Source organism: Rugamonas sp. FW305-51 (genome assembly GCF_058786935.1).
In genome coordinates, this window is the sequence record NZ_JBYSZG010000026.1 from 23312 (window position 1) to 45700 (window position 22389).

The 22389-nt window shown below is 67.5% G+C and carries 21 protein-coding genes; 10 read left to right on the plus strand and 11 right to left on the minus strand.

Annotated elements, in window-relative coordinates:
• The first annotated feature begins 27 nt into the window (after positions 1-27).
• From gspL to AC3WOS_RS17845, 8 genes are read left to right on the plus strand one after another with little or no spacing between them, the layout of a single operon-like run.
• Complete coding sequence (gene gspL / locus AC3WOS_RS17810; protein ID WP_492717360.1) at positions 28-1263, plus strand: type II secretion system protein GspL; 1236 nt, start codon at positions 28-30, stop codon at positions 1261-1263.
• A complete protein-coding gene (locus tag AC3WOS_RS17815) occupies positions 1260-1781 on the plus strand; it encodes a type II secretion system protein M (protein ID WP_492717361.1) in 522 nt (173 codons plus the stop codon). The genes gspL and AC3WOS_RS17815 overlap by 4 nt, the downstream gene beginning before the upstream one ends.
• A gap of 34 nt (positions 1782-1815) precedes the next feature.
• A complete protein-coding gene (gene gspN, locus AC3WOS_RS17820) occupies positions 1816-2592 on the plus strand; it encodes a type II secretion system protein N (RefSeq protein ID WP_492717362.1) in 777 nt (258 codons plus the stop codon).
• Positions 2589-4820: a type II secretion system secretin GspD gene (gene gspD / locus AC3WOS_RS17825; RefSeq protein WP_492717363.1), complete on the plus strand. Its 2232-nt coding sequence runs from the start codon at positions 2589-2591 to the stop codon at positions 4818-4820. The genes gspN and gspD overlap by 4 nt, the downstream gene beginning before the upstream one ends.
• Positions 4821-4829: 9 nt before the next feature.
• Complete coding sequence (gene gspE, locus AC3WOS_RS17830) at positions 4830-6251, plus strand: type II secretion system ATPase GspE (RefSeq protein WP_492717364.1); 1422 nt, start codon at positions 4830-4832, stop codon at positions 6249-6251.
• A gap of 10 nt (positions 6252-6261) precedes the next feature.
• Entirely contained in the window at positions 6262-7482 is a 1221-nt protein-coding gene (gene gspF, locus AC3WOS_RS17835; RefSeq protein WP_492717365.1) for a type II secretion system inner membrane protein GspF, read from the plus strand.
• An 11-nt stretch (positions 7483-7493) separates the two neighbouring features.
• Positions 7494-8072, plus strand: a complete 579-nt coding sequence (locus AC3WOS_RS17840) for a type II secretion system protein N (RefSeq protein WP_492717366.1) — start codon at positions 7494-7496, stop codon at positions 8070-8072.
• 17 nt (positions 8073-8089) lie between these two features.
• Positions 8090-10327 (plus strand): patatin-like phospholipase family protein, encoded by a 2238-nt coding sequence (locus tag AC3WOS_RS17845; RefSeq protein ID WP_492717367.1) that lies wholly within the window; start codon positions 8090-8092, stop codon positions 10325-10327.
• A gap of 46 nt (positions 10328-10373) precedes the next feature.
• Here AC3WOS_RS17845 and AC3WOS_RS17850 read toward each other — a convergent pair whose 3' ends face one another.
• Positions 10374-11123 carry a helix-turn-helix domain-containing protein gene (locus AC3WOS_RS17850; RefSeq protein ID WP_492717368.1) on the minus strand — a complete coding sequence of 250 codons (750 nt, stop codon included), beginning with the start codon at positions 11121-11123 and terminating at the stop codon, positions 10374-10376.
• A gap of 178 nt (positions 11124-11301) precedes the next feature.
• Here AC3WOS_RS17850 and AC3WOS_RS17855 point away from each other — a divergent pair, with 178 nt between their 5' ends.
• Positions 11302-11916 carry an outer membrane beta-barrel protein gene (locus tag AC3WOS_RS17855; RefSeq protein ID WP_492717369.1) on the plus strand — a complete coding sequence of 205 codons (615 nt, stop codon included), beginning with the start codon at positions 11302-11304 and terminating at the stop codon, positions 11914-11916.
• Positions 11917-11979: 63 nt separating this feature from the next.
• On the opposite strand, the gene AC3WOS_RS17860 is transcribed toward AC3WOS_RS17855, so the two are convergent.
• The 4 genes from AC3WOS_RS17860 to AC3WOS_RS17875 form a co-directional block, all read right to left on the minus strand.
• Complete coding sequence (locus AC3WOS_RS17860; RefSeq protein WP_492717370.1) at positions 11980-12174, minus strand: hypothetical protein; 195 nt, start codon at positions 12172-12174, stop codon at positions 11980-11982.
• Positions 12175-12185: 11 nt separating this feature from the next.
• On the minus strand, positions 12186-13520 hold the full coding sequence (gene hslU, locus AC3WOS_RS17865) for an ATP-dependent protease ATPase subunit HslU (RefSeq protein ID WP_492717371.1): 1335 nt from the start codon (positions 13518-13520) through the stop codon (positions 12186-12188).
• 4 nt (positions 13521-13524) lie between these two features.
• Positions 13525-14061: an ATP-dependent protease subunit HslV gene (gene hslV, locus AC3WOS_RS17870; protein ID WP_492717372.1), complete on the minus strand. Its 537-nt coding sequence runs from the start codon at positions 14059-14061 to the stop codon at positions 13525-13527.
• A 74-nt stretch (positions 14062-14135) separates the two neighbouring features.
• On the minus strand, positions 14136-15461 hold the full coding sequence (locus AC3WOS_RS17875) for an STAS domain-containing protein (RefSeq protein ID WP_492717373.1): 1326 nt from the start codon (positions 15459-15461) through the stop codon (positions 14136-14138).
• Between the two features lie 86 nt (positions 15462-15547).
• On the opposite strand from AC3WOS_RS17875, the gene AC3WOS_RS17880 reads away from it, so the two are divergent.
• Positions 15548-15781: a hypothetical protein gene (locus AC3WOS_RS17880; RefSeq protein WP_492717374.1), complete on the plus strand. Its 234-nt coding sequence runs from the start codon at positions 15548-15550 to the stop codon at positions 15779-15781.
• 13 nt (positions 15782-15794) lie between these two features.
• Here the strand turns inward: AC3WOS_RS17880 and dksA are convergent, their stop codons facing one another.
• The 6 genes from dksA to AC3WOS_RS17910 all read right to left on the minus strand — a co-directional run bounded on the left by dksA (position 15795) and on the right by AC3WOS_RS17910 (position 22031).
• Complete coding sequence (dksA, locus tag AC3WOS_RS17885; RefSeq protein ID WP_492717375.1) at positions 15795-16247, minus strand: RNA polymerase-binding protein DksA; 453 nt, start codon at positions 16245-16247, stop codon at positions 15795-15797.
• Between the two features lie 215 nt (positions 16248-16462).
• Positions 16463-17515: a CobW family GTP-binding protein gene (locus AC3WOS_RS17890; protein WP_492717376.1), complete on the minus strand. Its 1053-nt coding sequence runs from the start codon at positions 17513-17515 to the stop codon at positions 16463-16465.
• 140 nt (positions 17516-17655) lie between these two features.
• Positions 17656-18609, minus strand: a complete 954-nt coding sequence (locus tag AC3WOS_RS17895; protein ID WP_492717377.1) for a tyrosine recombinase XerC — start codon at positions 18607-18609, stop codon at positions 17656-17658.
• Positions 18610-18616: 7 nt separating this feature from the next.
• A complete protein-coding gene (locus AC3WOS_RS17900; protein ID WP_492717378.1) occupies positions 18617-19288 on the minus strand; it encodes a DUF484 family protein in 672 nt (223 codons plus the stop codon).
• A gap of 154 nt (positions 19289-19442) precedes the next feature.
• On the minus strand, positions 19443-20738 hold the full coding sequence (locus AC3WOS_RS17905) for a porin (protein WP_492717379.1): 1296 nt from the start codon (positions 20736-20738) through the stop codon (positions 19443-19445).
• A 261-nt stretch (positions 20739-20999) separates the two neighbouring features.
• Positions 21000-22031, minus strand: coding sequence for a porin (locus AC3WOS_RS17910; RefSeq protein ID WP_492717380.1), 1032 nt, complete (start codon positions 22029-22031; stop codon positions 21000-21002).
• Positions 22032-22389 lie beyond the last annotated feature (358 nt).

Genomic DNA, 22389 nt, shown 5'->3' on the forward strand with positions numbered 1-22389 from the left:
GACGGCGATGAACGAAAGCGAGATCCTTTGACTACCCTATTTATCCGCTATCCGGCCAAGGCCAGCATCGACAGCGGCGCGGCGCAGGCTTGCCCGTTCGCGCTGGTGGGCGACGGCGGCAATGTGCTGCAGCAGGGCGCGTCCCCGCTGGGCAACCTGGCCGACATGGTGGCCTCCGCGCGGCGGGTGACGCTGCTCTTGGCCGCGCCGGACGTGACGCTGCTGCGCGTGAGCGTGCCGCCGCTGTCGCCGGCGCGCCTGAAGGCGGCCCTGCCGGCGCTGGTGGAAGAACACATCCTGGGCGACCCGGCTGATTGCGTGCTGGCCGTGGGCCCGGCGCTGGACGGCGGCGCCGAACGCACGGTGGCCGTGGCGCAGCGCGCCTGGCTGGACGTGCTGGTCAAGGCGCTGCAGGCGCAGGGCGCGCACAGCATCTCGCTGCTGCCGGCGCAACTGTGCCTGCCGCTGCAGCCAGGCGCCGTGTCGGCCGCGCTCAGCGGCGCCGACGGCGGCTGCGAGCTGACGCTGCGCCAGTCGCAGACCGACGGCCTGGGCCTGGCCCTGCCGGCCGAACCGGAGGCCGTGCTGCAGACCTTGCGCGCGCTGGCCGGCGACTCGCCCGTCACCCTGTACCTGCCGGCGGCCGAGCTGCGCCGCTACGAGGCGCTGGCCGCCGGCCAGCCCGCCATCACGCTGCAGGAAGACCATTGGGCGCACTGGATCGCCGCCTCGCGCGCGGCGGCGCCGGACCTGGCCGCCGCCGTGGGCGCCAGCGGCGCGTCGGCGCGCCAGTGGCAGCGCTGGCGCTGGCCACTGCGGCTGGCCGTGCTGGCGCTGGCCGTCAACGTGGCGGGCCTGAACATCGAATGGCTGCGCATGAAGCGTGAAGCGGCCCAGGTCCACCAGTCCATGCTGCAGATCTTCAAGTCGGCCTATCCGAAGGAAACCGTGATCCTCGATCCGGCCGCCCAGATGCGCAAGAACATCGCGGCCGCCCGTGCCGACAGCGGCGCCCTGGCGGGCGACGAATTCGGCGCCCTGAGCGCCGCCTTCGGCGAAGCCTTGAACGGCCTGCCGAACCGCGACATCGTGGCCGCGCTGGAATATCGCGAACGCGCGCTGCAAGTGAAAATCAAGCCCAACACGGTCGATGCCGGCGCCATGGCCCAGATCCGCGCGGCCCTGGCCGCCCGCAAGCTGGACCTGTCGGAAGCTGCGCCCGGCATCTGGAAAATCCGCGTCGGCGGCGGGAGCAAAGCATGAGCACATTGAAGGCAAAGCTGGCGCAGTACCGCGCCGGCGCGGAACAATTCTGGCAGGCGCGTACGGACCAGGAGCGCAAGTTCCTGTCCGTGGGCGGCGCCGTGCTGGGCGTGGCGCTGGCCTATGCGGTGCTGGTGGCGCCGGCCATGGAAGGGCGCACCAGGCTGCGCCGGGAACTGCCTGAGCTGCGCCAGCAGGAGGCCGAGTTGCAGGCGCTGGCGCTGCAGGCGGCCGCGCTCAAGGGCCAGCCTGCCGTGGCGCCGCCGGCCATGACGCGCGACAGCCTCACGGCCAGCCTGGCCGCGCGCAGCCTGACGGCGCAGTCGGTCGCCATCACGGGCGAGTACGCGCGGCTGCAGTTCAATAGCGTGTCCTATCCCGGCCTGGTGGACTGGCTGGCCACCCAGCGCCGCGACGGCCGCATCACGGTCGAGGAAGCCGTGTTCAACGCCCAGAACACGCCGGGCCAGGTGGACGCCACGCTGACCTTGCACCAGGCCACGGGCGGCGCCCAATGACGCTGCGCCGCCTTTCGTCCGTGGCGGTCCGCCCATGAAGCGCGCCTCGCTCTGGCTGCTGACGATACTTCTCAGTGCCCTCGTCACGCTGCTGGTATGCTTGCCGGCCAGCTGGCTGGGCGCGCTGGTGGAACGCCAGACGGGCGGACGTTTGACGCTGGGGGACGCGCAGGGTACGCTGTGGCGCGGCTCGGCCTTTATCGGCGGCGCGGCCGGCGGCAACGGCCCCGTCACGCCGCTGCTGCCGGGGCGCTTTGTGTGGCAGGTGTCGCCACTGGCGCTGTTCGGCATGGTCGAACTGCGGCTGGAGAACGGTGAGGCGCTGGCCCAGCCGGTCACCTTCCGCGGCGGCTGGCACCAGTGGCAGCTCAGTCCATCGGCCCTGCTGCTGCCGGCCGAGGGCTTGTCCGGCCTGGGCGCGCCGCTCAACACGATCGCGCCGGCCGGCACCATGCGGCTGACGTGGACGGCGCTGGAGCTGGCCGCGGCCGGCGGCGCCGTCAGCGTCAACGGCCGCACCACGCTGGAAATGACGGACATGGCCTCCAAGCTGTCGTCGGTGCGGCCGCTGGGCAGCTATGCGCTGGCGCTGGACTGGCATGGCCAGCAGGCGCAGCTGACCTTAAATTCGGTCAAGGGGCCGTTGCTGCTCAGCGGCAGCGGCAGCCTCGATCAGGGCCGCCTGCAGTTTTCCGGGCAGGCGCAGGCGGCAGCAGGATATGAAGATACGTTGGCCAACCTCTTGAATTTACTGGGCCAGCGCCGTGCAAACAGCGACAAGAACATCATCGCCTTAGAGTTCAGACAATGAAAAAACAGACCGTGAGCAAATCGACCCTTCCCGCGCTGCGCCGCCTGAGCGCCGGTGCACTGCTGTGCTGCGCCATGGCCGCCGCCGCCGTGCCGCCCGCCGCCTGGGCCGCCAGCGACGATGCCGCGCTCAATTTCGTCGGCGCCGACATCGAATCGGTGATCAAGGCCGTGGGCCACTACACCAACATCACGTTCGTGATCGACCCGCGCGTCAAGGGCACGCTGACGCTGGTGTCGGAAAAGTCGATCAGCAAGTCGCAGGCGTTCTCGCTGCTGACCTCGGCCCTGCGCCTGCAAGGCTACGCGGTGGTTTCCGGCGACGGCTACGCCAAGGTGGTGCCGGAAGCGGAAGCGAAGCTGCAATCGGGCCCCACCCTGATCGGCACGGCGCCCAACGCCATCAAGGGCGACCAGATCGTCAGCCAGGTATTCCACCTGAACTTCGAGTCGGCCGCCAACCTGGTGACGGTGCTGCGGCCCCTGATCTCGCCCAACAACACCATCAACGCCAACCCCGGCAACAACTCGGTCGTCATCACCGACTACGCGGACAACCTCAAGCGCCTGACCAAGATCATCGCCGCGCTCGACGCGCCGGCCGCCACCGACCTGGATGTGATCCCGGTGCAGTACGCCATCGCCAGCGACCTGGCCACCATGCTCAACAAGCTGCTCGAGCCGGGTACGGGCGGCGGCGCCGCGGACGGGGGCCGCATCAGCGTGCTGGCCGATCCGCGCACCAATGCGCTGATCCTGCGCGCACCGTCGGCCGCCCGCGCCAACCTGGCCAAGTCACTAATCGCCAAGCTGGACCAGCCCACGGCGCAGCTGGGCAATGTGCACGTGGTGTACCTGAAGAACGCGGAGGCGACCAAGCTGGCGCAGACGCTGCGCGCCGTCGTCTCGAACGACGCCTCGGCCGGCGCCACCAGCGCCACCGGCACCGCCGCCCAAGGCAGCGCCACCAGTCCGGCCGGCATGACGGCCGGCGCGGCCGGCAACAGCCAGGGCACGGGCGCCAGCAGCGGCCCCACCAACCCGTTGCTGACCGGGGGCGGGACGCAGCAGCAGGCCGGTTCCGGTTCGGCCGGCTATATCCAGGCCGACGCGTCCACCAACACCCTGATCATCACGGCGCCCGAATCCGTGTACCGCAACCTGCGCGCCGTGATCGACCAGCTCGACGTGCGCCGGGCCCAGGTCTACATCGAATCGCTGATCGTGGAAGTCACGTCCGACAAGGCGTCCGAATTCGGCGTGCAGTGGATGGGCGCCACCGGCAATGAAAACAGCACCTACCGCGTGGGCGGACTGCAGTCCTACAACACGGGCGGCAGCAACAACAACCTGGCGGCGCTGGCCCTGGCGCAGCGCGCCAGCAAGAGCACCACGTCCAGTTCGACGAGCACGCCCACGGTGCCCGGCGCCGGCCTGTCGATCGGCGTGTTCAAGCAGGTCGCCGGCCAGCTGGGCCTGGGCGCGTTGGCGCATTCGCTGGAATCGGACGGCAACGCCAACATCCTGTCCACGCCGAACATGATCACGCTCGACAACGAGCTGGCCACGATCCAGGTGGGCCAGAACGTGCCTATCCTGACCGGCCAGTTCACCACCACCTCGGGTACCAATTCCAACCCGTTCCAGACCATCGACCGCAAGGAAGTTGGCCTGACGCTGAAGGTGCGGCCGCAGATTTCCGAAGGCGGCACCATCAAGATGGCGATCTACCACGAGACTTCCAACGTGGACAAATCGACCCTGACGGCGATCTCCGGTATCACCATCAACAAGCGCGTGATCGAGAACAACGTCATCGCCGACGACGGCCAGATCATCGTGCTGGGCGGCCTGATCGAGGACACCACGGGCGACGGAACCGACAAAGTGCGCGGCCTGGGCGACATACCCGTGCTGGGCAACCTGTTCAAGTACCAGACCCGCAGCCGCAAGAAGACCAACCTGATGATCTTCCTGCGCCCCGTGGTCATCCGCAGCAAGGAGCAGAGCGTCAGCCTGGCCACGGATCGCTACGATTACATGCGCAGCGCGCAGCTGGCCATCAAGCCGGCCGACAGCATCCTGGTCAACGATTTCGGCCAACCCGTGGCGCCGCCGCTGATCGACGGCCACCCTGCCGGCAGCGCCGGCGTGGCCCAGCCCGTGCCGCCGGCGCCCCAGCCCAAGCCGGACCAGGCGCCTGGCGCCGCCGCGCCCGTGCGCAACTAGGACGGCGCCATGAGCAACCTCCTGCCCTACGCCTTCGCGCGCGACTTCGTGCTGCTGGCCCACCCCAGCGACGAGGCGGCGAACACGGTCGAAGTGCTGACCTGCGGCGCCACGGCGCCGGCCGCCATCGCCGAAGTGTCGCGCCGCTTTGGCCGCATCACGCTCAAGAGCATGACGCGCGCCGACCTGGAGACGGCCATCGCCGCCGCCTACGCCAGCGCCGGCGGCAACGCCTCGCTGGTGGCCGACGAATTCGACGCCGAACTGGACCTGACCAAGCTGCTGCAGGACGTGCCGGCCATCGAGGACTTGCTCGAATCGTCCGACGACGCGCCCGTGATCCGCATGATCAATGCGCTCTTGACCCAGGCCCTGCGCGACGGCGCCTCCGACATCCACATCGAACCGTTCGAGCAGACCTCGGTGGTACGGTTCCGGGTCGATGGCAGCCTGCGCGACGTGGTCCGTCCGCGCAAGGCCATCCACGGTTCACTGATCTCGCGCATCAAGATCATGGCGCAGCTCGACATCGCCGAAAAGCGCCTGCCGCAGGACGGCCGCATCACGCTGCGCATCGGCGGCAAGCCGGTCGACGTGCGCGTGTCCACGCTGCCCACCGGCCACGGCGAACGGGCCGTGCTGCGCCTGTTGGACAAGGAAGCGGGCCGGCTCGACCTGCAGCACCTGGGCATGAGCGACGCCATGCTGCCCCAGTTCGACCACCTGATCAACCAGCCGCACGGCATCGTGCTGGTGACCGGCCCCACCGGCTCGGGCAAGACCACCACGCTGTACGCCGCGCTGTCGCTGCTGAACGCGGCCACCACCAACATCATGACGGTGGAAGACCCGATCGAATACGACCTGGCCGGCGTGGGCCAGACCCAGGTCAACACCCGCATCGACATGACCTTCGCCAAGGCCCTGCGCGCCATCCTGCGCCAGGACCCGGACGTGATCATGATCGGCGAGATCCGCGACCTGGAGACGGCGCAGATCGCCGTCCAGGCTTCGCTCACGGGCCACCTGGTGCTGGCCACGCTGCACACCAACGACGCCGCCGCCGCCGTCACCCGTCTGCTCGACATGGGCATCGAACCGTTCCTGCTGTCGTCCTCCCTCCTGGGCGTGCTGGCCCAGCGCCTGGTGCGCAAGCTGTGCCCCAGCTGCAAGAGCTTCGACGGCAACCAGTGGCACGCCGTCGGCTGCGCCCACTGCGGCCAGACCGGTTACCAGGGCCGGGTCGGCGTCTACGAGCTGCTGCAGACGACGGAGCAGATCCGGGCCCAGATCCACAACCGCGCCTCGGAGGCGGACGTGAAGGCGGCCGCCGTGGCCGACGGCATGCGCACCATGCGCGAGGACGGCGAACGCTGGCTGCGCGAGGGCGTGACCACCCAGGCCGAACTGCTGCGCGTGACCAAGGACTAGGCCCGTAACCATGCCCGCATTCCGTTATGAAGCCGTCGACACCGGCGGCGCCACCAAGAAGGGCGTGCTCAACGCCGACAGCGCCCGCTCCGCGCGGGCCGAGCTGCGCGGCCAGGGCCTGCTGCCGCTCAAGGTCGACGCCATCGGCGCCCAGGTCGACGCGGCCGGCGTGGCCAGGAGCCGCGGCTTCGGCGAACGCCTGTCGACCACCGAACTGGCCCTGTTCACGCGCCAGCTGGCCAGCCTGCTGGAAGCGGGGCTGCCGCTGGAACAAGCCTTCACGGCCCTGCTGGAACAGGCCGAGCGGCCCTATGTGCGCGACCTGATCGCCTCGATCCGCTCCGAAGTGATGGGCGGCGCGGCCCTGTCGGACGTGCTGTCGCGCCACCCGCGCGACTTCGCCGAGATCTACCGCGCGCTGGTCGCGTCGGGCGAGCAGATCGGCCACCTGTCGCGCGTGCTGTCGCGCCTGGCCGACTACATCGAACGGCGCAACGCGCTGGTGCAGAAGGTCAAGCTGGCCTTCACCTATCCGGCCATCGTGACGGTGGTGGCGTTTTCCATCGTGATCTTCCTGCTGACCTATGTGGTGCCGCAGATCGTGTCCGTGTTCGCCAACACCAAGCAGAAGCTGCCGTTCCTGACCATCGTCATGCTGGCCGTGTCGGACTTCGTGCGCCATTACGGCGTGCTGGTGGCCGTGCTGCTGGTGGGCGCCTGGTTCGCGTGGCGCCGCGCGCTGGAGAATCCGGTGCTCAAGCGGCGCTGGCACGGCTGGCTGCTGACGGCGCCCCTGTACGGCAAGTTCGAGCGCAGCCTGAACACGGCGCGCTTTGCCAGCACGCTGGCCATTACCACCGGCTCGGGCGTGCCCATCCTGCGGGCGCTGCAGACCAGCCGCGACACGCTGTCCAACGTGGCCATGCAGGAGCTGGTGGACGAGGCCAGCGACAACGTGCGCGAAGGCGTGAGCCTGGCGCGGGCGCTGTCGGCCCAGCAGCATTTCCCGCCCATGCTGATCCACATGATACGGGCCGGCGAGATCACCGGCGAGCTGCCGGCCATGCTGGACCGCGCGGCCAGCTCCCAGGAACAGGACCTGGAGCGGCGCACGCTGACCATCGCCGGCCTGCTGGAACCGGCCCTGATCCTGGCCATGGGCGTGGTGGTGCTGCTGATTGTGCTGGCGGTGCTGATGCCCATTATCGAAATCAATCAGCTGGTGCGCTGAACAAGGAACCCATGAAGCGTCTGCCTTTCATTCTCACCGTGGCCGCCGTGGCGGCCCTGTCCGCCTCGCTCGCCTACTGGGGCCTGCAGCTGTTCAAGCCGCAGCAGCGCCCGATCGCGGCCGCGCCCGCGGCGCAGGCGCCGGAGCCCAGCCTGGAGGCGGCCAAGGGCCTGTTCGGCGGCCAGACCGCCGTGGCCGTGGCCAGCAACTACCAGCTCAAGGGCGTGGTGGCGGCCGGCGATGGCCGCGACAGCGCCGCCATCGTGGCCGTGGACGGCAAGCCGGCCGTGGCGCTGGCCGTGGGGCGCGACGTGGCGCCCGGCGTGACGGTCAAGGAAGTCCATCCCAAATATGTGCTGCTGTCCGAAGGGGGCGTGGTCAAGCGCATCGACCTGGCCAGCGACGCGGGCGCGCAGGGCAATCCCAACCTGGCGCCGCCGTCCATCGTGCCGCCGCCCGGCCCGCAGCCGGCCGCGCAGCCGCCGGTCGTGATGCCGCAACCGCAGTTGCAGCAATCGCCGCCGCAACCGCCGGCAGCGGCGTCGCGCCAGGGCCCGGGGCCTGGCCCCGGCGCCGACCGCCAGCATTGACGCGACGGAGTAACGCCATGTGGTTCCCGCGTGTCCTGAGCGCCGTGCTGTGCTGCTGGCTGGTGGCGGCACAGGCCCAGTCGCCGGCGCCGACTGGCGCGCCCCTCGCCGATGGCGATCCTGCCCGCAAGCGGCCCCGCATCGCGCTGGTGCTGTCGGGCGGCGGCGCGCGCGGCTTTGCCCACATCGGCGTGCTGCGCGTGCTGCAGGAACTGCGGGTGCCCATCGATATCGTGGTCGGCACCAGCATGGGCAGCGTGGTGGGCGGCGCCTACGCGGCCGGCAGTTCCGTGCCCCAGCTCGAACAGCTGGTGCGCCGCACGGACTGGAACAGCGTGGTGGCCGACCGGCCTCCGCGCGATGAACTCAATTTCCGCCGCCGCGAGGAAGACTTGCTGCTGCCGTCGCGCATCGAGTTCGGCGCCACGCTGGAAGGCATCTCGCTGCCGCCGGCCGCCGCCGGCAACGAGGCGCTGGAACTGGCCCTGACCCGGGTGCTGCCGCAGGGCACGCGCGACCGGCCCGTCAACCGGCTGCCGCTGCCGTTCCGCTCCGTCGCCTCCGACCTCGTCACGGGCGAGCTGGTGGAGCTGGACGACACACCGCTGTTCCTGGCCATGCGCGCCTCGCTGGCCGTGCCCGGCGTGTTCGCGCCCGTGCGCGTGAAGGAGCGGCTGGTGGTCGATGGCGGCCTGGTGCGCAACCTGCCGGTGGACGTGGCACGCGCCATGGGGGCCGACGTCGTCATCGCCGTCAACGTGGGTACGCCGCTGGCGCCGGAGAAGGACTTGAGCAGCGCGATCCGGGTGGCCCAGCAGATGCTGCAGATCCTGACCGAACAGAACGTGCAGCGCTCGCTCAAGGAACTGGGCCCGCGCGACATCCTGCTGGCGCCCGACCTGCACGGCATCAGCTTCCTCGATTTTGCCCGCCACGACCGCGCCATCGCGGCCGGCGAAAAGGCGGCCCGCGCCCTGTCGGCCCAGCTGCTGCAGCTGGCCGTGCCCGAGGCGGACTACACGGCCTTCGAGCAGCGCCGCCTGGCCGGCCCCGTGGTGGCCGACCAGCCGCTGCCGCTGACCAGGCTGGCCGTGGAGCCGAGCGGCCACATCAACCCCAAGGCGCTGCAAGTGCAGTCCGGCCTGGTGCTGGGCCAGCCCGTCACCGTGGAGCAGGCGCAGCAGGCCGGCGCCCAGCTGTTCGGCCGGGGCGACCTGGCGCGGGTGGAGACGGAAGTGCGCGACGTGAACGGCGGGCGCGAAGTGCTGATCAAGCCCACCGAGGCCGACTGGGCCCGCAGCCGTCTGCGCGTGGGCCTGGAACTGGCCAGCGATTTCACGGACAACAATACCTTCGCCCTGAAGATGATGCATGTGCGCTCCTCGCTCAACGACTGGGGCGCCGAGTTGCGCAGCTCGGCCCGCATCGGCACCGAGCGCGCCTTCGAGGTGGAATTCTGGCAGCCGCTGGGCGCCGGCTCGCAGTGGTATGTGGCGCCGTCCGTCCGCTACGGCGCGGCCGCGGCGGACACCTTCAGCCTGGCCGGGCGGCGCCAGAACCGCATCGGCTACAACTATGCCGGCACCAGCGTGGTGCTGGGGCGCCAGCTGGGCGACTGGGGCGACGTGCACTTGGGCGTGGCGCGCCAGAGCACCAACCTGCGGGTGACGATACCGGAGGACGAGACGGTGCCGACGACCCGCGTGCACCAGACCGTGCAGTCGCTGGCCTACAGCATCGACACGCTCGATTCCGTCGCCTTCCCCACCCGTGGCGGCCTGTTCAACGTCAGGCTGGACCGGGCGGTGGTCAACGCCGGTACCCGCGTGTCGCTGATGCAGCAAAGCGTGGAAGGGTTGCGCGCCTTCCATTCCGGTAACTGGGCCGGTCACCTGTATGCGGAATGGGCCCGCAGCCAGCTCGGTTCGGCGCCGTTCAGCCTGGGCGGCTTTTTGCGCCTGTCCGGCACGGCGCCCGAATCGGTGGCCGGCAACCGCGTACTGCTGGGCCGCATGGTGATGGCGCGCACGGTGGGCGCCATGCCGGCCGCCCTGGGCGGCGACGTGCGGCTGGGCTTCTCGCTGGAGGCCGGCGCCGGCTACGGCGACGACCATCCGCTGCACTGGGCCAGCGTCAAGCAGGCGGCCAGCATCTTCACGGCCGTCGATACCCGTTTCGGGCCGCTGTACTTCGGCGCCGGCAGCACCAAGGGCAACAGCGGCACGCTGTACCTGTTCCTCGGCCCGGTCTGGTAAAGCCCGGCAGCGGCGGCCACTGGCCTTCCGCCAATGGCCGCCCGCGTCAGGCTGCCTGCGGCGGCTGGCGCCGCAAGGCCGTGAAGGCGGCAAACTCCCACGAACGAAATCCCACCAGCAAGGTGTAGCCGTCGCGCTCGGGCGCGGGCAGGCGGCGGTCGCCCTGGTGCAGCCGCGCCAGTTCGCCGGCCAGCAGCTGGATCTTGGCGGCCAGCTCCAGCGCGCTGGCCCGCGACAGCCGGGCGGGCAGGCACAGCAGCGCCTCGCCCGGGCCGTCGAACTGGCCGCTGAAATAATCGTTGACCACATGGCTGCGGAAAAATTGCTGCACGGGGCCGTCGGCCAGCCAGTGGAAGGCGTTCGACACCCGCAGCCGGTAGCGGTTCAGGGGCTTGAGCTCGATCAGGCGCAGCCGGTCCAGCTCGGCCAGCAGGACGATGCATTCCGGCTCGCTGAGCCGGTACGTTTCCAGCACCTGCTCCAGGCTCCAGTGGCCCAGGCAGCAGATCGCCATCAACAGCAGGCGCGGATTGGCCACCAGCGATTTTTCCTGCGGCAGGGTCAGGGTGTCGGCATGGGGCGTGGCGTCGGCCGCGCCGCGCAGCACGTCCTCCAGCGCGATGCCGGCCGCCTTGCAGATCTGCGCCAGGCGCGACAGCGCCATGTCCTGCTGGCCGAACATGCGCTTGACGCTGGACTCGCTCATGCCGATGCGGCCGGCCAGTTCCCGGTACGTCACGCCGGCCGCGCGCAGCTGGGTGCGCAATACCTGCAACAGCAATTGCGGTGAACTCATGCCTATCCCCGTGCTTGTCATAAAGGCAAAAAGGTAGCATGGTTCGCTACCATCCGTACAGGCATTTGCGCCCTGGTACTTTCTGCTAGGACTATTGGTGGAACGGGATCACACTGCGCGGCGATGTCACTCACAGCAGCGACGTCATCCAAGACTGAGACCGACAAGGGGAATGATGATGATGATGAAACGTACCGTGCGTGCCGCACTGCTGGCCGGCGCCTGCCTGGCCGCCAGCGGCGCCGCTGCCGCCGCCGACCTGTCGCCCGGCTACCTGGGCCTGGATATCGGCTGGCGCAACCACTACAACTTCGACTGCCTGAGCGGCAGCCCCTGCGAACGCAACACCGGCGCCAGCACCCGCGTGTATGGCGGCTATACCTTAGGCGAGAGCGAGGGGTTCGGCCTCCAGCATACCCGCGCCATCGAACTGGCTGTGTTCACCGGCGGCGCCGCCAAGGGCGCGTTCAAGGATGGCGCAGGCGCGCTCAGTGCGGGCCGGGGCAAGCTGTCGGGCGTCAGCGTGGTGCTGGCGACGGCCACCAAGCTCAGCGAGGACTGGGCCTGGACCACGCGCCTGGGCCTGGTCGCCGAACACGGCAAGGTCGACTACGCGGCCGGCGGCAGCGACAGCACCAACACGCTGGCCGTGACGGCGGGCACGGGCTTGTCCTACGCCATCGACAAGCATTGGGCGTTGAACGCGGACTGGAACTACCTGCCGGCCCGCATGGGCAAGGCCGCCAAGTCCAACCTGAATGTATTCTCGGTGGGCGCCGCCTACCACTTCTGACGCCGCCCGGCGTCTGTCACGCTTACCCGAGAGCGGGCGCCAGCACCGGCGCCCGCTGACGGTTCACTCTTCGTCCGGTTTTTTCAGCAGGGCCTTGGCCAGCGCCCGCTTGGCCGCCTGGCGCTGGGCCGACACGTTCTTCACGTGCGGGCCGGCCGCGCGCAGCTTGGCCGCCACCGCCACCGGATTGCGCGGCTTGGGCGACGGTCCCACGCGGAACTGCATCTTTTGCCGGGTCGCCAGCGCCTTGTTGGCCATCCTGTCCTCCCTTACAGCACGTAGCGCGACAGGTCTTCGTTGACGGCCAGCGCGTCGAGCCGGGCGTTGACGTAGGCCGCGTCGATGGTGAGGTGCTGGTCCGACGTTTCCGTGGCCGTGAACGAGATTTCCTCCAGCAGCTTTTCCATCACCGTGTACAGCCGGCGCGCGCCGATGTTCTCGGTGCGCTCGTTGACGGAAAACGCGATCTCGGCCAGGCGGTTGATGCCTTCCGGCGCGAACTCGAGCGTGACGTTCTCGGTGGCCAGCAGCGCCTCGTACTGCTTGGTCAGACAGGCGTCGGTGCTGGTGAGGATGCGCTCGAAATCGGCAATCGACAGCGACTCCAGTTCCACCCGGATCGGGAAGCGGCCCTGCAGCTCCGGGATCAGGTCCGACGGCTTGGCCAGGTGGAAGGCGCCGGACGCGATGAACAGGATGTGGTCGGTGCGTATCATGCCGTACTTGGTGTTGACGGTGGTGCCTTCCACCAGCGGCAGCAGGTCGCGCTGCACGCCGGCGCGCGACACGTCGGCCCCGCCCACTTCCGAGCGCGAAGCGATCTTGTCGATCTCGTCGAGGAACACGATGCCGTTCTGCTCCACGTTCTGGATCGCCTTCTGCTTCATCTCGTCTTCGTTGATGAGCTTGGCCGCCTCCTCGTCCACCAGGAACTTCATGGCGTCCTTGATCTTGAGCTTGCGCGACTTCTTGCGCCCGCCGCCTATGCCCGAGAACATGGACTTGATCTGCTCCGTCATTTCCTCCATGCCGGGCGGGGCCATGATTTCCATCTGGGGCCCCGTCTCGGCCAGCTCGAGCTCGATTTCCTTGTCGTCCAGCTCGCCCTGGCGCAAGCGCTTGCGGAACGTCTGGCGCGTGGTGTCGCCGGCCGGCGGCTCCGTGCCGCCCGCGTTGAAGCCGAAGTCGCGCGCCGGCGGCACCAGGATGTCGATCACCCGGTCCTCGGCCGCATCCTCGGCCCGGGCCCGCACCTTGGCCATCTCGGCCGAACGGGTCTGCTTGATGCCGATGTCGATCAGGTCGCGGATGATGGTGTCCACGTCGCGCCCCACGTAGCCCACTTCCGTGAACTTGGTCGCTTCGATCTTGATGAAGGGGGCGTCGGCCAGCTTGGCCAGGCGGCGCGCGATCTCGGTCTTGCCGACCCCGGTCGGGCCTATCATCAGGATGTTCTTGGGCGTGATTTCGTGGCGCAGCGGTTCGGCCACCTGTTGCCGGCGCCAGCGGTTGCGCAGGGCGATGGCGACGGCGCGCTTGGCCTTGGCCTGGCCGACCACGTGTTTATCGAGTTCGCTGACGATTTCCTGTGGTGTCATGTTCATTGGCTCAGTCCAGGGTTTCGATGATGTGGGACAGGTTGGTGTAGATGCACAGCTGGCCGGCGATGGTCAGTGACTTTTTGACGATATCGGCCGGCGCCAGTTCCGTATTTTCCTGCAGGGCCAGCGCGGCCGACTGGGCGTAGGTGCCGCCCGAGCCGATGGCGCCGATGCCGTTTTCCGGCTCCAGCACGTCGCCGTTGCCGGTGATGACCAGGGTCGACTCGCTGTCGGCCACCAGCAGCATCGCTTCCAGCCGGCGCAGCACGCGGTCGGTGCGCCAGTCCTTGGCCAGCTCGACCGAGGCGCGCAGCAGGTTGCCCTGGTGTTTTTCCAGCTTGCCTTCGAAACGGTCGAGCAGGGTGAAGGCGTCGGCCGTGCCGCCGGCGAAGCCGACCAGCACCTTGCCCTGGTACAGCTTGCGCACTTTGCGGGCCGTGCCTTTCATGACGATATTGCCGAGCGTGACCTGGCCGTCGCCGCCCAGGGCGACCTGCTTGCCGCGGCGCACGCACAGGATGGTGGTGCCGTGAAATTGTTCCATATTGACCTCGGTTGGTGTTAGCGTCTCTTGCAAGTCCAGCACATGGGGCTGGCCGCGCAAAATTGCAAGGCGGGTCAGTACTTGTGCGGGTAGATCTTGGCCAGGTCGGCGTAGCCCAGCAGCCGCAGCAAGGCCGCCACCAGGTGGTTGACGTCGCGAAATTCGACTTTCTTGCCGCCTTGCACCAGCGCCTGCAAGCGGGCCTGCAGCGTGTTGGCAGCGCCGAACTCGACCCGTGCCAGGCGCGAGCAGTCGAACACCAGGGTCTGGTACTGTTCAGCATAGGCGGCCAGCGCGCCAAGTAAAGTATCGAGCGGCGCTTCCACCACGGTGGGCAACAGGTAGCGGTCGGGCGCGCCGGCCAGGGGCTGGCGGCTGGCCGTGGCCACGGCGCGCGGCGCCACGAACGAGGGCGGCGACACTTCGAACGTGACGCAATAATCCATGCCCGTTTCCTCGAAATCCTTTTCGCGGTTGAGCAGCTGCAACAGTTCCAGCAGCAGCAGCCAGGGCGCGGTGCCCCCCTCGCGCTGGCCCACGGCCACGGTGGACTGGATCAGGGCGGCCAAGTGGTCGGCCGCCACCACGATCAGTTCGCGCTGGCCCCCGTGCAGCTGCTGCAGCACGGGCAGCAGCAGGGCGCAGCCGTCCGGGGTGACGCCCTGCAGCCGGCTGAAATCGAGCCGCAGCACGGGGTGGCTGGCCATCTGCTGGCGCAGCCGCTCCAGCTGGGGCGCGATGGCGCCGTCCAGCTGGCCGGTAAACGATTCCGTCGGCGTCACGCCGGACCAGGCCGGGCCGCTGGCCGCCGCCGCAGCCGGTAGCGGCGCGCGCCACGGCGGCGGCGACGTTTCGAAGGTGCTGGCGTAGTCGATCGACAGGCTGTCGAACTTGTCCTGCTGGCCGGTGACCTGGTACAGGTCGAACAGCATCCACCACAGCGTGCGGTCCTGGGCCCCGGCCGGCGGCAGGTTGTCCACCAGCATCTGTTCGGCCATGGCGGCCTGGCCGTTGGCGTAGACGATGGCGATTTCCTCCACCACGGGCGCGGTCTGGGCCGCCACCGCCTGGGCCGGCAGCTCGTCCTCGCCCAGCAGTTCCGTGGAATTGTCGTCCAGCAGGGGCAGGGTGGGATTGTCGCCGGCCACGGCGGGGCGGGGCGGGCGCGCGGGGCGGCTGCCCCAGGCCGGTTCCGTGTCGTGGAAGATGTCGAGCGCCATGGCCGCTTCGATGGCGTCGATCTTCATGGCCGTGGCGCGCGCCAGGTCGCGCTGCAGGGCCTGGGAATTGGGACGACTCAGCTCGCTGTTCGGGGCCAGGCGCGCGCCATCGTCGGCGTCGGCCGTGGCGGCCGGCGCGCGCTGCGCGTCCTGTTTCCTGAAGAGCGAAAAAATGCCCACGTCGTGTCCCGTTGTGTTGCACGCTGGCCGGCACTTGTGACGCGTGCCGTAGGATATCTAGTGTAGCTCATGGGAAAGGTCTTGCCATGGGCATGCGCAAGCGGATACAACAATTTTCACCAATTCCCACGCCGGGCGGCGCACGATGGCGAAAAATGCGGGCGAAAAAAAATGGGGACGTACCCCTTTTCGAAAAAATGGGGACGTCCCCCTTTTTACCCCTGCTCGATTTCTTCGTCAAAATCAAGCTTGCCGTCCCCCGGCACAGGGCGCTGGACCCAAAAAAAAAAGCACGCGAGGGCATCGCGTGCTTCCGGTGACGGCGGGAACGACTCAGTCGCCGTACAGTTTCTGCTTCAGTTCGCGGCGCTGCTGGGCTTCCAGCGACAGGGTGGCCGTGGGGCGGGCGATCAGGCGGGGGATGCCGATCGGCTCGCCCGTCTCTTCGCACCAGCCGTAGTCGCCGGCGTCGATAGCCACGATCGATTGCTGCACTTTTTTCAGCAGTTTGCGCTCGCGGTCGCGGGTACGCAGTTCCAGTGCGTGCTCTTCCTCGATGGTGGCGCGGTCGGCGGGATCGGGCACCAGCACGGTTTCGCGCAAGTGTTCCGTGGTCTCGCCGGCGTTTTTCAACAATTCTTTTTCAAGCGCCTGCAGCTTGGCCTTGAAAAATGCCATTTGCGCCGGGTTCATGTAATCCTTGTCATCCATCTTCAGAATTTCTTCTTCGGTCAGGATGCGTTCAGTGCTCGCGGCGGGGGTCGATTTATTAGTTTTAGTAGTCATCACTTCGCTTACCTTCGATACGACAGAGTTTTCAAATGGATCGGCTGCTGTGGCGTTTGGCCGCACAGCCGCACCGGTATCCGCATAGGCACTATTGAGCTTGCCGGATGTTACAGCATTTATTCTTTAGTAACTGTCTTCCGCATCACACTCGCCGGGGCGAGTCGCCTTCCTGCCCGGTTCCGGGGGAGCCTGTCTCTTAAAACCCGGATAGTTTATACCAAACATTGTTCCAACCCGCGAATAAAGATGTCTTTCGGTAGATTTTTGCCAATAAATACCATTTTACTGCCACGGTTTTCCGTTTCCCCCCATTTGGCGCCCAGGTCGCTGCCCATGATCTGGTGCACGCCCTGGAACACCACCTTGCGTTGCGCATCTTTCATCCACAATACGCCTTTATAGCGCAGCATGCGAGGACCGTACACCTGGACCAGGCCGTTCAGGAATTCGTCCAGTTTGGCGCTGTCGAACGGACGCTCGCTCTTGTAGACGAAAGCGGCGATATCGTCCGTGTGGTGGCTGTGGTGGTGGTCGTGGGCGTGGCTGGGGTGGTCGCAGTGTTCGCCATGGACGTGCTCATGGTCATGCCCATGGTCGTGTTCTTCCTCGGCGGCCAGGAAGTCCGGGTCCAGTTCCAGCTTGTCGTTCAGGTTAAAGCCCTTCAAGTCCAGCACTTCCGTCAGCGCGGTGCGGCCGAAGTCGGAGCGCACGATGGGCGCGCGCGGGTTGATGTGCTTGATGCGGTCAGTCAGCGCGGCCAGCTCCTCGGCCGTCACCAGGTCGGTCTTGGACAGCAGCAGCTTGTCGGCAAAACCGATCTGGCGCTGGGCTTCCTCGTGCTGGTCCAGCTGCTGCATGGCGTGGCGGGCATCGACCACGGTGACCACGGCGTCGAGCATGTAGTGAGTGCCCACTTCCTCATCGACGAAGAAGGTCTGGGCCACGGGGCCGGGGTTGGCCAGGCCCGTCGTTTCGATCACCACGCGGTCGAAGGCGATCTGGCCGGCGTCCCGTTTCCGGGCCAGGGCCGTCAGGGCCACGATCAGGTCGCCCCGCACGGTGCAGCAGATGCAGCCATTGTTCATTTCCACGATCTGTTCCTGGCTGTCCTGCACCAGGATTTCATTGTCGATGTTTTCCTGGCCGAATTCGTTTTCGATGACGGCGATGCGCATGCCGTGCTGCTCCTGCAGGATGCGGTTGAGCAGCGTGGTTTTGCCGGCGCCGAGAAAGCCCGTCAGGATGGTGGTGGGGATGAGAGCCATGGTTGCTTGCCGAGTCGAAGTGAGTGGGATTGCCGGTCTGGCGCGATGCAGACAAGCTGCCGATTATGCCGGAATTTCGCAAACGGTTGCAAACGGCCCGTTTGATGCGTATCAGCCTGCTTTGCGCAGCGCTGGATGCCTCACTTGATTTTAGCGCGCGGATGGGCCTGGTCGTAGACCTGGGCCAGGTGCTGGAAGTCGAGCGCCGTGTAGACCTGGGTCGAGCTGATGCTGGCGTGGCCCAGCATGTCCTGCACGGCCCGCAGGTCGCCCGACGATTGCAGCACGTGGGAAGCGAACGAGTGGCGCAGCATGTGCGGGTGGACATGCACCGGCATGCCGCTGGCCAGCCCGTGCGCCTTGAGCCGCTGTTGCACCACGCGTGGCGTGATGCGCCGGCCCTGGGTGTTGACGAACAGGGCGGCGCTGCCGTCGGCCGGGGCCGGGCGCACGGCGATCCAGGCCGCCAGCGCCGCCAGCGCCGCGCTGCCCACGGGCACCTTGCGCATCTTGCCGCCCTTGCCCGTGACCACCGCTTCGCCCTGTTCCCGGTCCAGCCAGCCCAGCGAGGCGGGCAGGGCGCCGTCGGCCTTGCGGTAGTGCATGTCCATGCCGGCCAGTTCCGACACCCGCAGCCCGCTAGAATATAAGAGTTCGAACATTGCCCGGTTGCACAGTTCGGCCGGTTCCGGCGCCGCGCCCGGCTGGGGCCGGCCGCCGCCGCTGACCAGCTGCACGGCGTCGTCCACCGACAGGGCACGCGGCAGGCCGCGGGCCCGCTTGGGGGCGCGCACGCCGCTGGCCGGGTTGGCCGGCAGCACTGCCTGGCCGCCCAGCCAGTCGAAAAAGCCGCGCCAGCACGACAGCTTGCGGGCGATCGAGCGTGGTTCCAGCCCCTGGCCGTGCAGGGTGGCGGCCAGCCGGCGCAAGTCGGCCTGGTTCAGCTGCTGCCAGTCGCGGCCGGCCGTGAGGGTGGCCAGCTGGCGCAAGTCGCGGCCATAGGCGCTGGTGGTGTGGGGCGACAGCTGGCGCTGGGTGCGCAGCTGTTCCAGGTAGGCGCCGGCCCAGTCGTCCTTGCTGCGCCCGGCGTCCATGGCGGCCTCAGGCCAGCAGCGGGGCCAGCGCCGTGCTGCTGGTTTCGCCGATGTGGACCAGGAAGTCGGTCGCCATCAGGGCCGTGAAGCGGGCCGGGTCGGCCGAGCCCAGGATCAGCAGGCCGAAGGCGCTGCCCTTGCTGCCGGGCTGGCGCAGGGGAATGATGACGGTCGACTGCACGCTGGCCGCGTCGTCCAGCCAGCGCACGGCTTCGAAGTCCTTGTTGCTGCCGCAGTAGGGCGCCAGCAGGCTGTTGGCGAACAGGCGCGCATCGTCCGACACGCCGCGCGTGTACCAGGCGTCGCCATGTTCGGGCGCCGTGTTCCACAGGCGCAAGGTCACCTGCGGCACGTCGAAGGCCGTGCGCAGGCCGTCGGCCACGGCGCCGGCCAGGGCGTCGGCGCCGCGCGCCGTCAGCAGGGCCTGGGTCCAGCGGTGGAACTTGTTGGCGATCGCTTCATTCTCGGCGGCCAGGCGCATCAGCTCGGCCATGCGCAATTCCAGCGCCTTGTACTTGTCGCGCATCACTTCCATCTGGCGTTCCTGCAGCGAGACGGCGCGCCCCATCAGCGGGCTGGACAGTTTGATCTCGCCCAGCAGGTTGGCGTGCTCTTCAAAGAAGTGCGGGTGATCGGTCAGGTATTGCGCGACGGCGGCGGAGTCCAGGAGGGCGGTCATTGATGGTGTCGTTCTAATTAAGAGAGGGGAAAGCAAGTGGCATTTTAACCGAGTGTGCCAGTTGCCATGGGCCATCTGTGCGTTTTGTGCCGCGCAAATGCAAAAGACGCCCGCAGGCGTCCTGGCTGTCCTGCCGGGCAAGCCCGGCGCCGGATCAGAAGCGGTGCCGCATGCCCAGCTGGATACCCTTGCTGGCCTCGCCCGGGTGGGCCGTGAAGCCGCCCGAGGCGCTGGCCGCGCCGATCGCATACTGGCCATCGTTCTGGTTCTTGATGTAGGCCACCACCGCATACAGGTCGGTACGCTTGGACAGGTTGTAGTCGTAGCCCAGGCCGTACTGGGTGGCGTCGCTGTTGGAGGCGCTGCGGTCGTCCTGGCGCACCACGGAGGCCATGATGCGGCCCTGGCCCACGCGGTAGTGGAAGCCCAGCTGGTAGCTGACGGCGTCGAGCAGGAAGGTGCGGCGCAGCGTGGCGTTGAGCTGGCCGGCCAGCACGGGACCGAGGGCGGGGCCGAAGGCGGCGAAGGTGGGCGCCAGCGCATCGTTGGCGTAGCGGATGATGACGGAATTGTCGTTGTTCTGCTTGTGGACGCCGGCAAACAGTTTCCACTGGTCGATGGAGTACGAGCCGCCCACCGTGGTGGTGACCAGGCCCCGCGCGCCGACCTGGTCGGTGCCGTAGTTGTGGCCCAGGCCCAGGTCCCAGCCGTTGGCCTTGTAGCGCAGGTTGGCGCCCCAGGAACGCTTGTCCATGCCGATGTAGCCCGATTTTTCCGTGCCGTACATCAGGGCTGCGGCCACCCCGTTGGGCAGTTCCATGCGGTATTGCACCGACTTGTCGGAACGGATGGCGATGCCGGCCGTTAACAGGCCGCCCGTGCCACCCACGATGCCGCCCCAGCCGGCCGCCGTGCCCGACTCGAACACGTCGGCATTGTTGAACACTTCATAGTCCGGCGTGTACATGCGGCCCAGCAGCACGGCGCCCACGGGCGTGACCAGGCCGGCCATCGAGGTGCGGTCGAACAGGGCGTTGTTGATGTTGACGTTGATGGCCGGCTGCAGGGCCGACTGTACCCCGGCCAGCAGCTTGGCGGCCGTGGCGGTGCCGCCGGCGGCGGCCGGCACGGTGAAGGCCAGGCCCTTGGTCAGCGCGTAGCCCTGGTTGCTCGACAGGTTGCCGGCCTGCTGGCTGCCATTGTCGATCTGCACCCGCGCTTCCAGGTTGAACACGGCCTTGTAGCCATTGCCCATGTCTTCCATGCCCTTGAAGCCGAGGCGGGAACCGTCGGCGATGCCGCTCACGACCTTGGTCCTGGCATCGTTGCCGCCATTGTTGGCAAACATCAGGCCGCCGTCGGCGATGCCATACACGGTGATGGACGACTGGGCCAGGGCCGGCGCCCCGAAGCAGGCTGCGATCACACCGGCCAATACGCGTACTCTCATGTTGTCTCCTTGTTTTATCCGTCTTATTGTGGGCGCGATTAAAACGAACGTACGTGCTAATCTGCGCACTCCGAATATGACATTGTTGGCAGACCCTGTACAGCAAGGCGCGCGGGCGCCACGCATAAGGTTGCGTTGAAGACACATTTGGCTTGGGATTCAAAGAAAGTGCGCGCCATCCGACCGGGGCGCGGGCAAAAAAAACGGACCAGGTGGCCTGGTCCGTTGCGGTGACGGCATGCGGCCCGGGGGCCGCCGCGATCAGAAGTTGTGGTGAATGCCCAGGCCGTAGAAGTTGACCGTGGTGGCGGCACGCTTGTTGGACGCGTCCACATACAGATAGGTGCGGGCCGACAGGCTGTACTCGTAGCCCAGCGACGCCTGCTTGGTCTTGACCACGCCGTCCGGGGTCTTCTGGCCATAGCCGGCCAGGATCTTGCCGGCGCCGACGGTGTAGTTGGCGCCCAGGATCCAGGATTTGGTTTCGGCGTTGGTGAACACGGTCTGGCCCTGGTCCTGCTTCTGGTAGGACGCCATCAGTTTCAGCGCGGGAATCGGCTTGACGGAAGCGGCAACGGACCACAGTTTCGTTTCCAGCGCATTCTTCTCGTAGGCGGCCATGGCGGCGAACATGCCGTTGTCCACGGTGGCGCTCAGCGAGTAAGGCGTGGTGCTCGGCACGGCGTTGGCGGGGATGGCCACCGAGTTGGCAGTGGCAGCGACGGCGGCGTTGCCGTTCGCTTCCTTGGCCTGGATGGTGGCGTTCACCTGGAACACGCCGGCGATGACGGGCGTGTTATAGAAGAAGGCGTTCGAGAAACGGTTGGCCGAGTTGCCGGTCTGGTCCAGCGGCGAGCTGGTGTAGCCGGCCACTTGCAGGTCGGTCTGGTAGCCGGCCACCGATGGGATGCCGCTCCATGGCTCGAAGGCGGTAATCGATTCCTGGAAGGCGGTCAGGCCACGGCCCAGGCGCACGGTACCGAAATCACCTTGCAGGCCGACGCGGCTCTGGCCCTGGAACAGGGGGCGGCTGTTGGCGCCGGACGTGTTTTCGATGGTACCGGTATCGGGCTCATAGCGAATTTCCAGTTGGAACAGCGCCTTCAGGCCGCTGCCCAGGTCTTCCACGCCTTTGAAGCCCAGTTTGTTGTTGTCGCGCTTGCCGATGCTGGTGGTGCCGCCCGATTTTTTGGTGACGCCTGCATCCACCGTGCCGTAGATGGTCACGGACGATTGCGCATACGCAGCGGAAAACGCGCCCATGAGTGCCAGAGCCACTAATGATTTTTTCATTTGTTGTTCCTTTTGAAAGTGAGTCGTACAAACGTCTAAAAGCCGTCAAGTGCGCGCTACGCCACCTGGGATGAGCTGAACCTTAATGGCTGCCTGCGTCAATGTTGCTGGTTTGGTTGATTACGGGGGTGAGTCTTGGTCGAAAGGGGCAAAACGGGGTAGCCCTGTTGTATTTTTGAAACGCTTGATCGGCGATCCAGAAACGGGTTGCTTGAATGATTTCCTTTCACATATGGATCAGGGATTGCCTTCAGCCTACACGGCACCTTGGGGCGCCATTTGCGTCATATCAAGGGAGATACCGTGGCGTCGCGTGCACGCCACGGTAGCGGCCGCGCGCCGCGCTACACTGCAGCCT